Genomic DNA, 18,365 nt, shown 5'->3' with positions numbered 1-18,365 from the left:
AGGACACCGCCGAACTATTTTTGAGCCTCAGCCCTGAGAATGCGAATTCTCGGGGCTGAGGCATTTTTGCGTTCAGGGCCGGATCGCGCCGGCTTCACCAGGCGCGTGTCATACAGCGGGGTGTCCCATACGGATATCCGCTTGTCGGTTGTGCAGGGACTTGGCGAGGATCCGGGCATGGAGCAACTGATACGGCCCGTGCGGGCCGACGAGTGGCGTGAGGTCCGGGAGATACGGCTGGCCGCGCTGCGGGACCCGATCGCGCCGCTCGCGTTCCTCGAGACGTACGAGGTGGCCGTCGCCCGGCCGGACTCGTACTGGCAGGACCGGGCGGCGCGCGCGGCGGAGGGCCGGGACGTTCACCAGTTCGTGGCCGTCGCGCCGGGCGGCGGGTGGACCGGGACGGTGACCGTGCTTGTGGAGCGGAGGGGTGCCGACGTGCCGCTCGGAGAACCCGGGGTGGTGGACCAGACGCATGTCGTCTCCGTGTACGTACGGCCCGAGGCGCGGGGCAGTTGGTGTGGCGGAGGAACTGTTCCGGGCGGCCGTCGCGTGGTCGTGGGCGCTGCGGGAGCCGGTCGTGCGGCGCGTGCGTCTCTATGTGCACGAGCGGAACTCTCGCGCTTCGGCCTTCTACCGGAGGGTGGGGTTCGTGCCCAGTGGCCGCGCCATTCCGATGGAGGGGGACCCGGATGCGGTCGAGCTGGAGTACGAGGTGTGGCGGCCGGGTGAGGGCGCATAGGGACGTAGGGACGCGTCAGGTGCGGTGGCAGAGTGCGCGGCAGCCGTCGCCCGTACGGTGTTGCGGGCTTATGGCGACGTTACGGCGAGGGGCTCCGGCCAGCGGGCGCGGGCCTGTTCCTGGGAGCGGAGCAGGACCAGCGTCGGGAGGCCCTGGTCGTGGCCAGTGGCGAGGAGTTCGGGGAGCCTGGGCAGCGGGGCGACCGCGGCGACGTCGTCGAGGACGAGGCTCATTGGTGGGTCGAGCCGACCGTCGGATGACCGTGCGGCCATGCGGCGGCCGTGCTCGACCACGTGCGAGGCGAGGGCGGTGAGGAGGGGCATCGCCCCGGGGGCTGCCCGGGGGTCCTCGATGGCTTCGCCCACCACATAGAGGGTGCCCCCCTCGTGGATGAATGATTCCAAGGTGAGGGAGTCAGTTCGATTCGGGGTGCATGCCTCGCGGATATGGACGGAGGTGAGGGCGCTCAGCGCACGGACGGTCAGTTCCTGGGCCATCTCGCGGCGTTCCGGGTAGGCGGTGAGCGCGGACTCGAGAAGGCCGGCGTGGCTGTTGGTGGCCTTGGGATGGGTGCGAAGGATGCGTACGGGCTCGTGGGCGGTGCCGTTGTTCTGGGCCCAGCGGTGCACCTGCTTGAAGGCTCTGCCGTCGACGGCGGCGGCGTGGAGCCAGCAGCGGAGGAGGGTTTCGGCCGTGTCGGCGACCGCGGCGTCCATGCGGGCCCGGGGGCGTACCGGGGCGAGGAGCGCGGCGGCGCGGCCGGCGGCCGTGGCGGTGTCCTCGCAGCCGTCGGTGGGTGACCAGTGGAGGCGGGCCGGGGTGTCGCAGAGGTGGCCGGGGTCGTAGAGGAGGACGGGGCCGATTTTCGCGCGTGCGTTCTTGGTGTCGGCCCACACCGTGGGGTCGGACGTGACGACGAGCGCCGGGCCTTCGGCGTCCTGGATGGCCTGCAGGGCGCTGGGGCGGCGGGTGGCGCTGTCGCCGTATAGGAGACGGGGAGTGCGGGGGGAAGGGACGGTTGCGGCGGGGAGGGCGGTGGGAGTCCCCCGGGTGGGCGGCGCGGGAGGAGGGGGAGGGGCGGGGGCAGGCCCGGGGGCCTGCCCGGGGGTGGGTTCCTGGGCCAGGGGCTGGGCGTGGACTTGGGTGTGTTCTCCGGTGTGTTCTTGGGCGGGTGCCTGCGCCGGGGCCGAGTCGGGCGCAGGGGCGTGTTCCTGGGCCGTGGCGTGCACCTGTGGGTGGGGGTGCGCCCGTGGTGCCCGCACGGGGGCCGGCTCTGTCGTACGGGCGTCCGGCTCGCGCTCGGGCTTGCGCTTGGGCTGTTGCTCCTCCCGCGCGCGGCCCCCGGACTTCGTCCGCACCGCCGCTTGCTCCTGTCGTTCGGTCCGGGCTCTTGCTCGTACGGCGCGCCAGCGGGCCACCGTGCCCAGGACGAAGACGGTGAGCACGATCAGCACCATCAGCTCGCCGATCAACAGGCCCCAGAACACGCCGTACCCCGGCAGCTGCTCGGCCGGGGTAGTCGGCCAGGCGGTGGCGAGGTCGTGGGGGTCGGTCACCAGGGAGCGCAGGGCGAGCGGCGTCTGGGTGAAGGTGACGCCCTCCGGCCAGCCGCCGCGTGTGAGCAGGCCTGCGAGGCCGGTCGCCGTCCACGCCAGCAGGGTCACGCCCAGCAGGAAACCCAGGAGGCCGACCAGCAGGCCGTCCGGGATGCCTCGTTCCTCGGCCTTACGCTCCATGCGTCCTACGCTCCGTGTCATGCCACCGTTGACTCGGGTGATCCGTTCATGTGCTGCTCGATGAGCGCCGCGCGCTGCTCCGCCTCCCATTCGGCGGCCTGGAGGTCGTCGGGGAGCTCGGGCGGGGAGGACTCGGTCATGGCGCGGTCGGTGTAGACGAGCGGCCGTTCCGCCTCCGTGATCAGGTGTTTGACGACCTGGACGTTGCCGTTGACGTCCCAGACGGCGATGCCTGGGGTGAGGGTGGGGATGATTTCCACCGCCCAGCGTGGCAGGCCGAGTACCCGGCCCGTGGCCCGTGCCTCGTCCGCCTTCTGGGCGTAGATGGTCCTCGTCGAGGCCATCTTCAGGATGGCCGCGGCTTCTCGTGCCGCCGCGCCGTCGACGACGTCGCTGAGGTGGTGGACGACGGCGACGAAGGACAGGCCGAGGCGGCGGCCGAACTTCAGGAGTCGCTGGAACAGTTGTGCGACGAAGGGGCTGTTGATGATGTGCCAGGCCTCCTCGACGAGGAAGATGCGCTTCTTCCGGTCGGGGCGGATCCAGGTGTGCTCCAGCCATACGCCGACGATCGCCATGAGGATGGGCATGGCGATGGAGTTGCGGTCGATGTGGGACAGGTCGAAGACGGTGAGCGGCGCGTCGAGGTCGATGCCGACGGTCGTCGGGCCGTCGAACATGCCGCGCAGGTCGCCGTCGACGAGCCGGTCGAGGACGAGAGCGACGTCCAGGCCCCAGGCCCGTACGTCGTCTATGTCGACGTTCATGGCCTCCGCCGACTCGGGCTCGGGGTGGCGGAGTTGTTCGACGATGTCGGTGAGGACGGGCTGGCGGTCGGTGATGGTCTCGTTGACGTATGCGTGGGCGACCTTCAGGGCGAAGCCGGAGCGCTCGTCGAGGCCGTGGCCCATGGCGACCTCGATGATGGTGCGGAGCAGCGCCAGCTGGCCCGTCGTGGTGATCGACGGGTCGAGGGGGTTGAGGCGGATTCCGTCGTCGAGGGCGGCCCGGGGGTCGAGGCGGATGGGAGTTATTCCCAGCTCCTCCGCGATGAGGTTCCACTCGCCGACGCCGTCCTCGCCCTGGGCGTCGAGGACGACGACCTGACGGTCGCGGAATCGGAGCTGGCGCAGGACGTACGTCTTCTCCAGCGCCGACTTGCCGTTGCCGGACTCGCCGAGGACGAGCCAGTGTGGGGCGGGGAGCTGCTGCCCGTACAGCTGGAACGGGTCGTAGATGTAGCCCTTGCCGCTGTACACCTCGCGGCCGATGATCACGCCGGAGTCGCCGAGGCCGGGCGCGGCGGTGGGCAGGTAGACGGCCTGAGCCTGGCCGGTGGAGGTGCGTACGGGCAGGCGGGTCGTCTCCACCTTCCCGAAGAGGAAGGAGGTGAAGGCATCGGTGAGGACGGACAGCGGATCGCGCATCATCAGGCCCCTATCGTCCTATCGTCGTCTCGTCCATGTCGCCGCTCGGTCCTCTCTTCGGTGCCTTGCCTTGCCTTGCGGTGCTTTGCCGTGCCGTGCCGTGCCGTGCCGTGCCTTTTGCCTCTGGTGCCTTGCCCTGCCTTGCTGTGCTCTGGTGGTGCCTTGTGGTTCCTGTGTGCCTAGCGGCGGATGCCGGTCGCGAACGGCAGTGTGTTCACGAAGGCCCGGTGGTGCTCGCGGTCGCACCACTCCAGCTTCAGGTACGACTTGCCGGCCGACGCCCTGATCGTCCGCTTGTCGCGGGCCAGGGCCTCGGGCGAGCGGGACGACACAGTGATGTACCCGACGAGGTTGACGCCTGCCGCGCCGCTGGCGAGATCTTCACCCCGCTGGTCGAGCCGTCCGTGGGCGGCGAGGTCGCGGGGGTCGACGGTGCGGTTCATCTTGGCGGCGCGGCTGGCCTCGGCCTCGTCGTTGGTCTTCTCGGTGAGCATCCGCTCGATGGCGATCTCGGTGGGTTCGAGGTCCATGGTGACGGCGACGGTACGGATGACGTCGGGGGTGTGGACGAGCAGCGGGGCGAGGAAGTTGACGCCGACGGGGGTCATGGGCCACTCCTTGACCCAGGCGGTGGCGTGGCACCAGGGGGCGCGGGTGGCGGACTCGCGGGTCTTGGCCTGGAGGCAGTTCGGATCGACGGCGTCGAGTTCGGCGGGCCAAGCGTTTCGTTTCGTCATGGCCTGGATGTGGTCGATGGGGTGGTCCGGGTCGTACATGGAGTGGACGAGGGACGCGAGGCGGGACTGGCCGAGGGGCTGGCGTACGCGGATGTCGGCCTCGGCGAGGCGGGCGCAGATGTCGGTGAGCTCGCGAGCCATGACGACGGCGAGGCCAGCGTCCTTGTCGAGCTTCTGTCGCTTGGCACCGGTGGCGTGCCGGGCGGCGCGGGCGATGGCGTGGGCTTCGGCGGCGAGTTCGCGGGTGTAGTGCATGCAGGCGACGAGGTACGCGCGGTGCTGCTCGCTGGAGGTGGACACCATGGACAGCAGCTGGTCGTAGGAGTCGAGGAGCCAGCGGGGGGCGTTCGGGTCGCCGCGCTGTGCGACGTCCTTGGCGTGGGCGTCGGGGTCGGCGGGGAGGGTGCGGGCGAGCATCTGGAGGCGGGTGACGAAGCCGTCCCCGTTGGCGACGTGCTTGAGGAGGGTGCCGAAACGGTCCACCAGGGCTTCCTGGTCCTCGCTGTCGCGCAGTCCGACGCCGGGGCCCTCGATCTCGATGGCGGCGGTGACGGTGCGGCGGTCGGCGTGGAGGAGTACGGCGATCTCGTCGGGGCCGAAGGGGGCGGCGAGCCAGTTGATGCGGCCGATGCCGGGCGGGGGGCCGACCTCGACTTCGCGGCCGTCGATGCGGGTGCCGGCTTCCATGACGGTGGAGCGGTAGGTGGTGCCCTGGCGGAGGACGCGTTTGTAGCTGCGGTTGATCTCGTACCAGCGGTAGAAGGTGCGGCCGCGGTAAGGGATGTAGACGGCGGTGAGGGCGAGCATCGGGAAGCCGGTGAGGAGGCTGATGCGGAGGGGGAGTACGGGGACGAGGAGGCCGCACATCATGCCGAGGAACGCGCCGGCGATGATGAGGGCGATTTCGCCGGTCTCGCGGTTCTTGCCGATGACCGCGTTGGGGCGGGCGCGGCCGATGAGGTAACTGCGGCGGGGCGTGATCGGATGGGACTGGGTCGTCACCGCCCTCCACCTCCTGAGGTGTTGTTGCCGGTGTTGCTGTTGTTGCCGCCGCTTCCGGTGTTGCTGCTACGGCTGGTGTGCGGGGTGCTGGTGGCTGTCGGGGCGCTGCGGGGCGGGGGTGCGGCGGAGGGGACAGTTCCGCCGCCGGCGGCCCCGCCACCCCCGCCCCCGGATGGGGAGCCGCCGCCGGTGCGGGCGCTGTGGGCGGCGACGCCGCCTGCGACGGCGTTGGCTCCGGCGGGGGTGTTGGTGTTCTTCTGGTGGCTGCGGCTGCTGTGGGCCTTGATGCCCTGGGAGACGAGGGCGGCGGGGGAGGAGATGACGGCGGCGGCCTGCGAGCCGTCGGTGGCCTGCTTGCGGTTCGTACGGGCGGTGGCGATCTCGTCGCCGAAGCCGGGGACGAAGCGGTAGATCGCGGCGGACGCGAAGATGGCCAGCAGGATGATGGCGAGGCCGGAGACGACGGCGGAGAACGCGTCCGGGCCGTCGCCGGAGGACAGTGCCCCGGCGAGGCCGAGGACGATCACGATGACCGGTTTGACGAGGATGATCGCGATCATGATGCCGGCCCAGCGGCGGACGTGGCCCCACATGTTCTTGTCGACGAGTCCCGCGTACACGACGGTCCCGAGGAGCGCGCCGACGTAGAGGAGCGCGGCACGGATGACGAGTTCCAGCCAGAGGATGCCGGCGGCGAGGATCGAGACGAGCGCGACGACGATCAGCATGATCGGTCCGCCGCCGATGTCGTCGCCCTTCTTCAGGGCGGCGGCGAACGACCCGAAGAACACGTCGGTCTGGCCGCCCGTGCCGGACGCGATGACCTCGGTGACGCCGTCGGTCGCGGAGACGACGGTGTGGAGGATCAGCGGGGTGAAGGCTGAGGCGAGGACGGTGAGCCAGAGGAACCCGACGGCTTCGGAGATGGCGGTGCTGAGGGGCACGCCCCTGATGGCTCGTTTGGTCACGGCGAGGAGCCAGAGGACCAGGGTCAGGATGGTGGACGCGGCGAAGACGACGGCGTACTGCTGGAGGAACTTGGGGTTCGTGAAGTCGACGGCGGCGGTGCTGTCGACGGCGTCGCTGAGCTTGTCGACGGTCCATGCGGCGGCGTCGGCGCAGCCGCGGGCGAGGGAGGAGAGGGGGTCGAGGGTGTCGCCGGGTTCCAGGGGGCGGGTGCGGGGGGTGCCGCCGTCGCTCTCGCAGTAGTCCCTGGAGGGTCCGTGGATGAGGTCGCACGGATTGTTGCTGTTGCCGGGTGAGGGCGCCGGCGTGGGCTCGGCGACAGCTCGGCCGGCCAGTAGGACGGCTGACGTCTGCACTGCCAGCAGCAGCGTGCCGACGGTGGCGGCGCGGCGCCGGGTGTCAGCGGGCATAGGTGAATCCTCCGTACCCGTTCACGGCGTCGGCGATCTCTTCGGCGCTGGAGGCACGCGTGTCAGCGCCGACCGGTGCGGGACCATCCTTCTGGGAGTGGTCGACGATCTTCCAGTCGCTGTCAACCCACGCCAGCTCCATCGTGATCGTGAACCAACCGTTGGTGACCGGCTTGGTCGACCCCTCGCCAGCGAGGCCGATGAGCCCTGCGCACCACACCTCGACGGATGCCTGGGTGCCTGTCATGCTCGTGACCTTGGTGCCGATAGGGGCGGTGCGTGAGACGAAGGTGAAGCCGGTGGGAGTGGACCCGTCGGGGTTCAGCCCGACGTTCTGGAAGAACGACGGCGAGTACGCCTTGTCGAGCGTTCCGCCGAAGTGCTTCAAACGCGCCGGAGCGATGACAGCCGCCAGGATCGCGTCCCGCTTGGCCTTGTCGAACATCTCGGCGGACCCGAGCGCCACCGCGTGGTTCGCCGCCGCGCTCTGCGCGCCCTGCTCGTCCTGGGGGAAGCCGGCCGGGATCGTGCCGTTCTTGCCGGTCACGGGCTTCACGCCGGATGCCGCCGTGGGCGCGGCGCCGCCGCCGCGGGCGCCCGTCGCGGGGTCGTCGCCGTCGCCGCTGCCGCTGCGGTTCGCGAAGGCGATGGCGGCGATCAGCAGGACGACGACGCCGACGACGGTGACCAGCGAGCGGGACGTGCGCGCCGGGCGGCGGGCGGGGCCGCCGTACGGGTCGGCGGGGTCGTTGTCGGGGAGGCGGGTGCGGGTCTGGCCCGTACCGCCGCGGCCCCGGCCGTCGCCCCCGCCCTCGTACTCGTCGCCGAAGCTCATGACGGGTACGCCTCCTCGTACGACGGCTGCCGTGCTGCTGTCCGCGACGCGTGCGCGGTGTGGTGACTGGACATCAGGAGACGCATCCTCTGCGGGGCCCCGGGCTGAAGGCGGGTCAGGGTGGCTAGACGGCCATCCCGTACACGATGGTGAAGAGTGTGCCGAGCGATCCGATGATGAATACGCCGGTCAGGCCGGCCACGATCAGGCCCTTCCCCTGTTCGGCGCTGAACGTGTCCCGCAGCGCGGTCGCGCCGATACGCTGTTTGGCCGCGCCCCAGATCGCGATGCCGAGGCACAGCAGGATGGCCACGGCCATCACGATCTCGATCATCACGCGGGCCTGGTTGCCCAGGCTCCCGAAGGGGCCCCAGTTCGGGGCGATTCCGCCAATGATGGTGGTGATGTCGCCCTTCTCGGCCGCCAGGTACATGTAACTCACCGCCCCTGTTCGGTAGTTCGACGCCCCGCCTGATGGCATGGGCCATCAACTATCTTCGCTGATGAAACCGCCGACGTACGACGACTTGGCGTGTCTCTTTACCCGATCCCCGCACGTTTGACCGAGCCGACCCTTCTGACCTGCGCCGGTTCGGGGCCGGATCCGTGCGGATACGCGTATCGTCACTCTGTGTATCACGGGGCGTGACTCCGGGCAATGACCATCGTTGATCCCCCTCTGGGGGGTTTGTCCGGAAATGGCGACGCCGTCGCCGGAGGGGGTTCCGGCGACGGCGTGTGTGCGTGTGGTGCTGGCTTCCGCGTTGACCGCGTGTCAGATCTGGGACTGCCCCGTCTGGGTGAAGAGGAAGTAGCCCAGTACCACGACGGCCAGGGCGGTCAGTGCGATGACGGTGATCGCGGCGGCCGTTCCCCCGGCGTCCCCGAGTCGGCTCACCTTGTTCGCCATGTGTTTCTCCTGCGGTGCTTGCCCCGCCGTGGTCACCGGCCGGGATGTGGCACAGCCGTTTGCGGCTGCAGTGCCCAGGGTAGCGCGAGTGGTCCAGACCAGTTGGCGGGGGTCTACCGGAGGGTAGCCGCGGGTCGGTCGAGGTGGTCGAGGTGGTCGAACTCGCCCGCCCGTACGCCCGCGGCGAAGGCGGTCCACTGGGCGGTGGTGGTCGTGACCTGGACGTCACCGTCGGGCGCGCGGAGATGGAGGGTGCCGTGGGGGGTGGGGTGGGCGCCGGGGGTGGGGAGGTTTCCGGCCTTGATGGCCTGAGACCAGGTCCTCCAGATGGCGGGGGTCAGGGTGAGTATCGCGTGGGTGGGGTCGCTGGTCTCGGTGAGTCTGACGGCGCCGTCGGGGGCCGGGGCGAGGTGTATGCACGCGTCGCCTTCTGCGCAGTACGACGACTTCTGCCAGTCCTGGTGCAGGCGCATCGCGGGTCCTTTCACAGCTGACGGGCGATCTGGTGCATGTGGTCCCGGGACTTCTCCGGGTCCAGGGCCACGGCCTCCATGCGCTCCAGGAGCAGCCTGTACTTCTGCAACTGGGCCTCGGCATCGAGGAGGACCGGACCATGGGACTGGTCGAGCTGGACCGTGTCCAGCTGCGGCACGGGGCCGCGGGCGAAGTTCATGGACTGCCCGGAGCCGGGGAAGGCTCCTACCTCGAACGGGATAACGAGCACGGTGATGTGGTCCCGCTCGCTCATGTCCAGCAGGTGGTTCAGCTGAGCCCGCGCGACGTCCGGGCCGCCGACCTTCATGCGCAGGGCGGCCTCGTGAACGATGGTGTGGTACGAGACGGGCTCGTGGCGGTGAAGTACGGCCTGGCGCTTGATGCGGTGGGACGCCCGGTGCTCGACCTCCGGGGGAGGTGCCACGGGGATCATCTGGCGGAAGATCTCGCGGGCGTGGTCGATGGTCTGGAGCAGTCCCGGGATGTGTGAGGTGTACGCGGTGCGCAGGGCGGTCGCGTGGTGCTCCAGCTCCGCGAGGTCGAGCAGGCCGGGCGGGAGGATCCCTCGGTACTGTTCCCACCAGCCCTTCTTCCGGTCGCCGCCGGCCATGGCGGCGAGGGCGTCGACGTGCGCCTGGTCGGTGCAGGAGTATGTGCGGGCCATCGCCCGGACGCGGTCGGCGCTCACCCCGAACCGGCCCGTCTCGACGTTGCTGAGCTGCCCTGAGCTGGTGCCGAGCTGGCGTGCGGCTTCGGTCGACGTGAGGCCCGCGCGCTCGCGGAGGCGGCGCAGCTCGGTGGCCAGGCGGAGTCGCCGGGCAGTCGTCGGTGGCCGTGAGGTCATGTAACTCCTCCTGGACCGTCGCTGATTGCTCCGGTCACTCACACGGGCGATTCAGGCTCGAATCCCGGGGATCGTCGCAAAGATTCTTTGCGGGCACCCTAGTCTGTGACCCAGGCCACCCCGCCTGGAAGTGCACCGGCCGACGGGCCGGCGGAGCCACCAGGCACACGTATGCGCGTCCGCACCCCGCAACTCTCCGCTCCGACTGGAGACTTCCATGTCCTTCACCGTAACGCCGCCCTGGGCGTACACCCTTCAGCTCCCCCAGGACCCGCGCGGCCCCGGCATCGCCCGCAGCACCCTCCGTACGGTCCTCGCCGCGCACGGCATGCGCGCCCTGACAGCGGTCGCCGAGTTGCTGACGAGCGAGCTGGTCACCAACGCGTACCTGCACTCGGACGCCCCGTACACCCTGCGGCTCCGCGCCATGGGCCCGAACCGCCTGCGGGTCGGCGTCCGGGACAGCAACCCGCACATCCCATCCCCGTTCCGCGGGCTGCCCGCGGTCACCCGCCCGGGGGACGGTGACGAACACGGGCGCGGGCTGCTGCTCGTGGAGCTGTGCGCCGACAACTTCGGCGCGTATCCCCTGGGCGACGGCGGGCTCTTCGGGGAGGGCGGCGGGAAGCTGTTGTGGGCGGAGTGCGCGGTGCCGCCGGCGGAAGCCGGGGCCGGCGGGGGCTCCTGATGTCCGTGGCCCGCGAGTACGTCGGGCAGTACGGTGGAGACGTCGCTGATCGGGACGCCGGTCCTCCCCCGGGTCCCGTAGAGGCAGCGGCCAGGGAACCCCGGCCGCAGGGATGGAGGTCGCAGCACATGCCCGTGCCACGTCACCTCCGCGCCCGCCCGGGCAGGCTGCGCGAGCTCGCCGAGCACATCGAAGAAGCGACGGGTCTGCGCGTGCAGATCCTGGGAGGATCTCTCGTGATGTCCCCGACGCCGCGCGGCAAGCACGCGGGTACCGTCAGGAAGCTGCGCGCGCAGATCGACGCGTCGGTGCGAGAGGGCCTGGCGGCGTACGAGGTGTCCTCGATCGCGCTGCCGGACGACCCCGACGACTATGTGACTCCGGACCTGGTCGTCCTGCCCATCGAGTGGGACGAGGACGATGCATGGCTGGCCGATCCTGGTGACGTCGCGCTCGCCGTCGAGGTGATCTCGCAGTCGGAGAAGTCCCGCGACATCTCCCAGAAGAACGACTGGTACGCCGTTGCCGGCGTACGCACCCTCCTCGTCCTCGACCCCCGCCATGGCACCTGGGCCCTCCACACCAGCCCTGAGCGCGGCGCTTACCAGGACGTGCTGCGCGGCAAGTACGGCGAGGACATCCCCCTGCCCGAGCCACTCTCGCTCGTCCTGGCGACGGACCGACTGCCCGTCTACTCGCCCGGTGAGCGGTGAAGAGCCGGAGGAAAGGTGTGCGGCAGCGGCCGTTCAGCTTCACAGGATGGTGGGGTAGCCGACGTCATGTTCGCGCTTGTCCCCGGGCCGTTTGTGGCCCGCTGCCTCGTGGCCGATGACGGCCAGGAGGGCATCAGGACTCGTAGTCCTCGATCAGGCGGCTGACGACTTCGTGCAGCACTTCCGCCCGCCGCCGGTCCTCACGTTGCTCGCGCAGGGCGCTTTCGGTCTCCCGAAGGCTGCGCCAGGCGTCTGGGTCCCGGTCCATGACCTCGTCGACGAGCGGCTCGGACACCAAGGCGAGGCACTCGGCGAGCCGGAGCCGGGTGGCAGGGGACGGCGGGGCGGGATCGGGTTCGGCGAAACCGGACGTCACGTAGCGCGCTGGGTCGGTGAGGCTCCAGCCGATCACCCGGCCGTCACGCACCAGGAGCGCCAGATCCTGGGCGATGCCGATGCGCGCGTCCGGCATGGCTTCCAATGAGGCGGGATCCTGCACGCACCTCAGCTCGGTGGCCTCGGGGTCGCAGTGGAAGGCGGTCGCCTGGGGCAGCTCGAAGGATTGGGCAACGTCCGCACGCAGTCCGGCCGGATGGGGCGGCGGCGCGGTCGGCAGGCTACGGGCCTGCGCAGGGGCGAACAGCGCGGGCACGAAGAAGCTGATGCCGACCAACTCACGGCTGTCCCGGTCGAAATAGACGTCGTCAGTGGCCGCCCACAGCCACTGTGTGCTGCCGAAAGTCTTACCCAGCAGCCGTTCGCGCCCTGCCATGTCCGCGTACTCGGCGACGGTCACGGCGGGGGTGGTGATGTCGAAGCGGGGCGTGTAGAGCAGCGGATTTCCCGTCGTGTCGACACTCACGGCGTCGCCGATGGAGAACTTCACCTTGAAGGTCCCCTCATTTGATCTGCTTGGCGGCCGGAAGGGTGCCACCACGGCCATCAGGAATTCTGCCATTCACAATATCGTCGTGGGTGATCGGAGCCCCTGGGTCGTCGACGTTTCCGCCCAGCGCCTTCACTCCGCTCTCTCCCTTGATCCCGGACGGTCCGTAGCCTGTGATCACGTCACCCGCGCCGGCCCCGGCGCCCTTCGTGACCACGATGTCCTCGCCTTGCCGAAAGATCAGGTTCCCGCGACCACCCTCGGAGAGGTACACAGCGTCCGGGCTCTTCAGCACCTCCAGCACGCGGTCGTCACCGAAGTGCGGATGGTAGTTGCTGGCCTTCCGCATCTTGCCGTCCTGTCCGTTCTGGACGACCTTGTCTGCGGCGTTCTGTGCCTTCTCTTTGGGGCACTTGGGCGCCAGCCCGAGGGGGTCGGTCCAGGTGTGGGGGTTGTGGACGTACGTGGCTGGGTTGGGCGCTGGTTCGAGGCCGAGAGGGTCAGCGGATAGGTAGCGGGCGGTTACAGGGTCGTAGTGCCGGAAGTAGTTGTAGTGGAGACCTGTCTCCGGGTCGAAGTATTGGCCGGGGAAGCGGAGGGGGGTGTACGTATTGCTGGTGGAGGACCAGGTTGTGGTGCCCCACAGGGTGCTGCGGGTGTGCCAGGCGAGGGTGCCTGACTCGTCGATCAGTTCGGTCGGGGTGCCTACCAGGTCCGTGACGATGCTGAAGAAGCGTTCGTCGATGGCCTCTTGCGGGGCGTCCGCCGTGAGGATGCGTTCCGTTTGGGTCAGGGGCTGGAGGCCGTTGTGGTCCCAGGTGAGCGTGACCGGGTGGGGCAGGTCGGGACTCTGGGTTGTCTGTTCGCAGAGGGTTGTGCCGTCCCAGGTGAAGGTGACCTGCTCCTGGACCGATTGTCCGTCGGACGTCAGGCGTTGTTTCGCTATGCGGCGGCCCAGCGGGTCGTAGAGGTAACGCCAGACCGCGCCGTCCGGAGTCGTCACGGAAGTGAGCCAGTCTTCCGGGTTCCATTCGTAGCGCCACGTATCTGGCTTGCGGGACAGGCGGGGCTCCTGGCGTAGGGCTACGCGGCCTTGGGCGTCGTGTTCGTAGCGGATCTGGCCGGCTCGGGTGATGCGGGTGCCGGTGTACGTACGGGGGCCTGTGGCTTCCTGGGCGGGGTGGGTTGTCGGCCAGGACGCTTCTGTCTGGTTGCCTGCCTCGTCGTACGCGTAGCGCTCCGTCCAGTTCGACGCGTGGACCGCCGTCACGCGGCCTGCGTCGTCCACGTCGAAGCGGCGTGGGCCCGCGAGGTGGTCGTCGATCCCTGTCAGGTTGCCGTCGGCGCGGTAGGTGTAGGTGCGCTGCTGGATGGTTCCGGTTCGGCCGCTTACCTGCTGGTGGGTGAGGCGGTCCATCGCATCGAATGCGTGGGTGAACGTGATCGCTTCGCCGATGTGGCGGGCGGTCTCCCTGCCGACGGCGTCGTGCTCGAAGGTGAGCGTGCGGCCCGAGGTGGTGAGCTCGGTGCGACGGCCGGCCTCGTCGTACGTCCACGTGCTGGCCACGCCCGTAGGTGTCGTACGGCCCGTGCGGCGGCCCAGCGCGTCGTAGGTGAACCGCAGCTCCCTGCCGTTCACCGTCTCGGATGCCAGCCTTCCGCAGCGGTCCCGCAGGCGGGTGAGCGTTGCGTCCGGGCCGACCGCCACCGCGAGTTCGTCGAAGACGTCGTACTCGAAGGTCGTGACAGTGCCTTGGACGTCCTTGCGGAGTACCTGCCCGAGCGCGTTGCGCTCGTATCGGATCGTCTCGCCAATGCCGTTGGTGCGTGTGCTCAGCCGCCCCGCGCTGTCGTACTCGTAGGCCAGTGTCCGGCCGTCGAAGTCGGTCTCCGATATGAGACGGCTCGCCGCGTCGTACCTGTACTTCCAGGTGAGCCCCTGGGGATTGACCACTTCGACCAGTCGGAGCTGTGAGTCGTGGACGAACTCGTACCGCACTCCGTCCGGGCCTGTGCGGGCCTTCATCAAGTCGAAGTGGGTGTAGTCGAACGTCGTGACGCCGCCCATGGCGTCTGTGTGCGACAGACAGTTGCCCTCACCGTCGTACGTCCACGACTGTTCGCTGCCGTCGGGGTCGGCTCTGCGGGAGAGTTTGCCCTCGGGTGTCCACTCCAGGCGGGTCACCGCACCCAGCGCGTCCGTGATGGCTGTCGGTCGGCCGAATGCGTCTCGTTCGTAGCGGGTCGTGGCGCCCAAAGGGTCGATGAGGGTGACAGGCAGGCCTCTGGTGTCGCATCGGACCGTCGTGGTGTGGCCGAGGGCGTTCCTCAGTGAATTGAGACGGCCTGCCTCGTCGTACGTGAAGTGGGTCGTTGCACCCGTCGGATCCGTGACCGATGTGCGGTTCCCACGCTCGTCGTAGGTTTGACGCACCACCCTGCCGTCCGGATGGACCACCCGGACGGGCATGCCCAGTTCGTTGTACCGGGCGGTCGTCCGTCGGCCGTCGGGCCGCCACACTGCGGTGGGACGGCCGGTTTCGTCGTATTCGAGGCGCGTGGTCCGGCCCAGCGGGTCCGTGTGCGAGAGCAGGCGGTTGTAGCGGTCCCATTCGTAGCGCGTCACCGCACCCATGGGGTCGACTTCGGCCGCCACTTGGTGGGCGTCGTTGATGAGATAGCGGTGGGTGGCTCCCGTGCCCGTACTGGCCGTCGTGACCCGCAGACCCGTCTCCGGGTCCGTGTTGTCGTAGGTGAGGCGCAGCGTGACGTGACCCTCGACGCCGCCTTCGGCGACGCACCTGTCGTGGTCGTCGTACGCGTAGTCGTATCGGCTGCCGTTCGTGTCCGTCCAGGACACCACTCGGGCGCGATCGTCGTAGGCGAACCGGAGCGGGAGCCCCGACGAGTTGACGACCTCCGTAAGGTGGCCGTCGCTGTAGCCGTAACGGAGAACCTCCTGGTCGCGGCCGTCTACGCCCGCACTCTCCAGGTGCAGGGCGGTGATGCGGCTCTGGAACGTGGTGAGCCTCAGGCGGTATCCACCGCAGTGGACTATGCCCGTGGGCGCGCCTTCCACGTCGTACTCGAAGGTGATCCAGTTTCCGTTGCGGTCGTCGATCTGCGTCAGGAGGGCGCGGTCGCCGTGGCCTTCCGTGAAGTGCCAGACGCGGCCGCTGTCCGGATCTCTGACGGTGTAGCCGCCGTCTGCGTCGCGGTTCAGCGGCCAGCGCGGGCCGTGGCTCGGGAGGACCGGGACATCGGGCGCGGGGTGGGGGTAGGCGAGGAGCAGGCCGTCCTCGCAGACGAACACGATGCCTTCCGCGTCGATCTCCAGGCGCTGGTCCACCGTGGACGACCATGAGGGGCCGAACCACCGGCCGGCCCGGTAGTCCGATGCCACGCGGCGCCGGAAGACGAGCGGCAGCACTCCGGGGAGGGCGATGTCGGTCTGGGGCAGGAACATGGCGCCGGTGGCCATGTCCACCGGGTCGGAGCCGCCTGTCTCCACCGCGTCGCCGGTCCGGGACGGGTTGGCGGGATCCTCGACGCCCTTGCGGGCCGCTGTGGCCGCGTCGTCCAGGCCGTGCTTGGCCGTGGTCTTCAGCCCGGCCGAGGCGATCGTCTTGATGCTGCCCGCGCCCTTGGTGCCGAGGAGTTCGGGGATGAGGCGGCCGGCGAACTCGCTCGGGTCCTTCTTGGCGGCCTCCCAGGTGTTCTGCAGGGCCTGGTCGGGGTGGGCCACGGTGGTGGCGAGCCCGGCCAGGGTCATGTTGACGTTCTTGTAGTACTCGGCCGGGTGGCTGATGTTGTACGGGTCGATCGGCAGGATCGAGCGGACGAAGTTGGTGATGCCGACCGTGCCCTTGGCGATGCCGCCCACGAAGTGGGTGAGTTCGACGCCCTGTGAGACGCCCATGTCGAACAGGTTGTTCAGGGCACGGTCCTTGCCCGACGGGTCGGGGGCGTGGCGCAGGGCCTCCTTGAGCGACTTCGCCGCGCTGTCGGCGGCCTCGTTGCGCTGGCGGCGGGCGGTCTTGAGGATCTCCTGGGCGCGGTCGCGCTGCTCCTGGCCGGGGTCCTTGAAGGGGGGCGGTTTCGGGAGGGGGTTCTCCGTGGTGCGGGCGGTGTTGTAGGCGTCGACCTTGTCGTTGTAGGTGTCGACCGCGGTCTTCGAAGCCTCCTCGCCCTTCCTGTAGAGGTCGATCGCCTCCTGGGCCTTGTCCTGGGCCCAGGTGAGTGTCTTCGCGTACGCCTTCAGGGCCTTCGCCGCGTCGCCGAAGGCGTCGGCCGCGCGGAGCCAGTCGAGGGGGAGGGGGGTGAACTTCTCGCGGAACGCGTTGGCGGCCTCGCCCTTCCACTGCGAGGAGTCCAGGCTCTTCAGTCCTTGGCCGACCATGTCGAAGGCGCTTTTGAAGTCGCCGAGGTTCTTGACGCTCTCGCTGATCCTGGACGGGTTGCCGTGGATCAGTTCGTTGGCTTCGGTGGTCTGGCCCAGCTGCTGTTCGCCGATCTTCGCGCCGAGGGCGGAGGCCGTTTCGTCACCCCAGTCCTCGACCGTGTCGGCGAGGTCCTCCGCGCCTACGTACTCCAGCGCGTCGCCGGCCTTGTCGGTGAGGTAGTCGATGCCCTCGCCGGTCTTCCGCTTGAGGCCGTCCCAGCCGTCCTCGAGCTTGTCGAAGAGGTCGCCCATCAGTCCTCGCTCCAGGCCGGCGGCTGCTTCGCGCGCTGTACCGCCGCGTCGGTCGGGTCGAGCTGGCGGCGCATGACCTCGTCAAGCACCGCACGCTCCTCCGTGGTGTACATGCCGGACCGCTCCATCGAGTCCAGGAGCTGGTGGCTGATGTCGTACGAGGTGTCCTCCCACACCTGCTTGACCTCGGCGTGTGCCTCGGAGAAGGACTGCTTGCTCCAGTCCGCCCCGTCCGTGGGCGTCTGCGAGCGGATCTCGGCCCAGCTCTTGGCCGTGACCTCCTCCTCGCTGAGGTGGGGGTTGCCGTTGACCGCGTTCGTGGCGATCTTGATCGTGTCCTTGACGTACTGGTCCTGCTCGTGGATTCCGCCTGCCGCCAGGCCGAGCGCGCCCGCCAGGACGTTGCCGCGCTGCATCAGGGTGCGTACGCCCCACTCCCAGCGCTCGCAGAAGGTCTTGAACTGGCCGGCCAGACCGTCGTGGCCCAGCTCCATGCCGGAGAGCGCCAGCTCAGAGAAGCCCCGGCCCGCGGTGGCCTCGCCGATCATGCCGAGGTCCTTGAGCTCCGAGTGCGCCTTGTTGATGCCGTCCGTCAGGGACTTCAGTGCCGACGGGGGGAGGGTGAGGTTCGGTTCGGTGCTCATTCCGTGTCTCCCAGGTCCACCGCCGCCGCCATCGGTACGACGCCCTCGACCGGCGGGAAGAGCGTGCCGTCGTCGCTGCCCGCGTCCAGTGCCACGCCCGCCGGGCCGCCCAGCAGCGGAACCATCACGTCCAGGAGCCGCGCGCCGAGTACCGTGCGGTACTCCCACGCGCGGCTCGCCTCCCCGCGCGTGTGTGCGAAACGCGCGAGGGCCTCTTCGTGTGAGAAGGCGCAGATCCAGCGGACGCCGCCCTGCTCGGCCGTCCATATGCCGCCGTCCGGGGCCAGTGGTACGAGTACGGCCGTGCGGCGGAACTCGCCCAGCAGTGTCATGAACTCCCGACGGGCGGCGGTGGCCTGGTCCGGCGCGAGTTCCTGCGGCGCCGTGACCGCTGCGGTGGCCGTCGGCTGTCGCGGTTGCGGATTCGACGTGTGTGCTTGCTGTGTCACGGTCGGGACGTCCGGCGCCGCGGCCAGGTCCGCGAGGCGTGATCGCCTCGTCGGTCGCGGCTGTGCGTCCGGTCCCCCGTGCCCATCCCCGTGCGTGGACATGGCGCGGATCATCACACGCACTGGTTTTCGATTGCAATGTGGTTCGCGTCTTCGGCGTGTTGGGCGGCGCGGTTGTCCACAGGTGG

15 protein-coding genes and 1 pseudogene are annotated in these 18,365 nt (G+C 69.5%); 3 read left to right on the top strand and 13 right to left on the bottom strand.

The features are described from left to right. Positions 1 to 177: 177 nt before the first annotated feature. Positions 178 to 742 (top strand): annotated as a pseudogene (locus tag FVS66_RS05510) (GNAT family N-acetyltransferase). A 68-nt stretch (positions 743 to 810) separates the two neighbouring features. On the opposite strand, the gene FVS66_RS05505 reads toward FVS66_RS05510, so the two are convergent. The 9 genes from FVS66_RS05505 to FVS66_RS05465 all read right to left on the bottom strand — a co-directional run bounded on the left by FVS66_RS05505 (position 811) and on the right by FVS66_RS05465 (position 10,104). Then, a complete protein-coding gene (locus FVS66_RS05505) occupies positions 811 to 2,478 on the bottom strand; it encodes a type IV secretory system conjugative DNA transfer family protein (protein WP_149179855.1) in 1,668 nt (555 codons plus the stop codon). A gap of 17 nt (positions 2,479 to 2,495) precedes the next feature. Next, positions 2,496 to 3,905: an ATP-binding protein gene (locus tag FVS66_RS05500; protein WP_149179858.1), complete on the bottom strand. Its 1,410-nt coding sequence runs from the start codon at positions 3,903 to 3,905 to the stop codon at positions 2,496 to 2,498. A gap of 179 nt (positions 3,906 to 4,084) precedes the next feature. Next, positions 4,085 to 5,644, bottom strand: coding sequence for an SCO6880 family protein (locus FVS66_RS05490; protein WP_149179853.1), 1,560 nt, complete (start codon positions 5,642 to 5,644; stop codon positions 4,085 to 4,087). Further along, a complete protein-coding gene (locus FVS66_RS05485) occupies positions 5,641 to 7,020 on the bottom strand; it encodes a hypothetical protein (RefSeq protein WP_187645398.1) in 1,380 nt (459 codons plus the stop codon). The genes FVS66_RS05490 and FVS66_RS05485 overlap by 4 nt, the downstream gene beginning before the upstream one ends. After that, positions 7,010 to 7,855: a hypothetical protein gene (locus FVS66_RS05480; protein ID WP_149179852.1), complete on the bottom strand. Its 846-nt coding sequence runs from the start codon at positions 7,853 to 7,855 to the stop codon at positions 7,010 to 7,012. The genes FVS66_RS05485 and FVS66_RS05480 overlap by 11 nt, the downstream gene beginning before the upstream one ends. A 124-nt stretch (positions 7,856 to 7,979) precedes the next feature. Next, positions 7,980 to 8,288, bottom strand: coding sequence for a hypothetical protein (locus tag FVS66_RS05475; RefSeq protein ID WP_149179851.1), 309 nt, complete (start codon positions 8,286 to 8,288; stop codon positions 7,980 to 7,982). 342 nt (positions 8,289 to 8,630) lie between these two features. Next, positions 8,631 to 8,765: a hypothetical protein gene (locus tag FVS66_RS35715; RefSeq protein ID WP_262386822.1), complete on the bottom strand. Its 135-nt coding sequence runs from the start codon at positions 8,763 to 8,765 to the stop codon at positions 8,631 to 8,633. Between the two features lie 113 nt (positions 8,766 to 8,878). Further along, positions 8,879 to 9,238, bottom strand: a complete 360-nt coding sequence (locus FVS66_RS05470; protein WP_149179850.1) for a DUF397 domain-containing protein — start codon at positions 9,236 to 9,238, stop codon at positions 8,879 to 8,881. Positions 9,239 to 9,249: 11 nt separating this feature from the next. Beyond that, the gene (locus FVS66_RS05465) at positions 9,250 to 10,104 is read right to left on the bottom strand and encodes a helix-turn-helix transcriptional regulator (protein WP_149179849.1); all 855 of its coding nucleotides are present in this window, start codon (positions 10,102 to 10,104) and stop codon (positions 9,250 to 9,252) included. A gap of 217 nt (positions 10,105 to 10,321) precedes the next feature. Here FVS66_RS05465 and FVS66_RS05460 point away from each other — a divergent pair, with 217 nt between their 5' ends. After that, positions 10,322 to 10,792: an ATP-binding protein gene (locus FVS66_RS05460; protein WP_149179848.1), complete on the top strand. Its 471-nt coding sequence runs from the start codon at positions 10,322 to 10,324 to the stop codon at positions 10,790 to 10,792. A 128-nt stretch (positions 10,793 to 10,920) separates the two neighbouring features. Then, the gene (locus FVS66_RS05455) at positions 10,921 to 11,505 is read left to right on the top strand and encodes a Uma2 family endonuclease (protein WP_149179847.1); all 585 of its coding nucleotides are present in this window, start codon (positions 10,921 to 10,923) and stop codon (positions 11,503 to 11,505) included. A 133-nt stretch (positions 11,506 to 11,638) separates the two neighbouring features. Here the strand turns inward: FVS66_RS05455 and FVS66_RS05450 are convergent, their stop codons facing one another. From FVS66_RS05450 to FVS66_RS05435, 4 genes are read right to left on the bottom strand one after another with little or no spacing between them, the layout of a single operon-like run. After that, on the bottom strand, positions 11,639 to 12,391 hold the full coding sequence (locus tag FVS66_RS05450) for a hypothetical protein (RefSeq protein WP_149179846.1): 753 nt from the start codon (positions 12,389 to 12,391) through the stop codon (positions 11,639 to 11,641). A gap of 13 nt (positions 12,392 to 12,404) precedes the next feature. After that, positions 12,405 to 17,084, bottom strand: a complete 4,680-nt coding sequence (locus tag FVS66_RS05445; protein WP_149179845.1) for a putative T7SS-secreted protein — start codon at positions 17,082 to 17,084, stop codon at positions 12,405 to 12,407. After that, positions 17,084 to 17,728, bottom strand: a complete 645-nt coding sequence (locus FVS66_RS05440) for a hypothetical protein (protein ID WP_149179844.1) — start codon at positions 17,726 to 17,728, stop codon at positions 17,084 to 17,086. Before FVS66_RS05440 ends, FVS66_RS05445 begins: the two co-directional genes overlap by 1 nt. Beyond that, positions 17,725 to 18,279 carry an SseB family protein gene (locus FVS66_RS05435; RefSeq protein WP_149179843.1) on the bottom strand — a complete coding sequence of 185 codons (555 nt, stop codon included), beginning with the start codon at positions 18,277 to 18,279 and terminating at the stop codon, positions 17,725 to 17,727. Before FVS66_RS05435 ends, FVS66_RS05440 begins: the two co-directional genes overlap by 4 nt. Between the last annotated feature and the right edge of the window lie 86 nt (positions 18,280 to 18,365).

The organism is Streptomyces sp. TRM49041 (assembly GCF_008271805.1).
Lineage (GTDB): Bacteria > Actinomycetota > Actinomycetes > Streptomycetales > Streptomycetaceae > Streptomyces.
Note: the sequence above shows the minus strand (reverse complement) of the source record. Positions and strands in the feature narration are given on the sequence as shown.

Bases quoted from the DNA above. Each gene is read 5' to 3' on its own strand.
- FVS66_RS05500 (WP_149179858.1), bottom strand. From the start codon at position 3,905: ATGCGCGATCCGCTGTCCGTCCTCACCGATGCCTTCACCTCCTTCCTC.
- FVS66_RS05475 (WP_149179851.1), bottom strand. From the start codon at position 8,288: ATGTACCTGGCGGCCGAGAAGGGCGACATCACCACCATCATTGGCGGA.
- FVS66_RS05485 (WP_187645398.1), bottom strand. From the start codon at position 7,020: ATGCCCGCTGACACCCGGCGCCGCGCCGCCACCGTCGGCACGCTGCTG.
- FVS66_RS05465 (WP_149179849.1), bottom strand. From the start codon at position 10,104: ATGACCTCACGGCCACCGACGACTGCCCGGCGACTCCGCCTGGCCACC.
- FVS66_RS05445 (WP_149179845.1), bottom strand. From the start codon at position 17,084: ATGGGCGACCTCTTCGACAAGCTCGAGGACGGCTGGGACGGCCTCAAG.
- FVS66_RS35715 (WP_262386822.1), bottom strand. From the start codon at position 8,765: ATGGCGAACAAGGTGAGCCGACTCGGGGACGCCGGGGGAACGGCCGCC.
- FVS66_RS05460 (WP_149179848.1), top strand. From the start codon at position 10,322: ATGTCCTTCACCGTAACGCCGCCCTGGGCGTACACCCTTCAGCTCCCC.
- FVS66_RS05480 (WP_149179852.1), bottom strand. From the start codon at position 7,855: ATGAGCTTCGGCGACGAGTACGAGGGCGGGGGCGACGGCCGGGGCCGC.
- FVS66_RS05505 (WP_149179855.1), bottom strand. From the start codon at position 2,478: ATGGAGCGTAAGGCCGAGGAACGAGGCATCCCGGACGGCCTGCTGGTC.
- FVS66_RS05435 (WP_149179843.1), bottom strand. From the start codon at position 18,279: ATGTCCACGCACGGGGATGGGCACGGGGGACCGGACGCACAGCCGCGA.
- FVS66_RS05440 (WP_149179844.1), bottom strand. From the start codon at position 17,728: ATGAGCACCGAACCGAACCTCACCCTCCCCCCGTCGGCACTGAAGTCC.
- FVS66_RS05455 (WP_149179847.1), top strand. From the start codon at position 10,921: ATGCCCGTGCCACGTCACCTCCGCGCCCGCCCGGGCAGGCTGCGCGAG.
- FVS66_RS05470 (WP_149179850.1), bottom strand. From the start codon at position 9,238: ATGCGCCTGCACCAGGACTGGCAGAAGTCGTCGTACTGCGCAGAAGGC.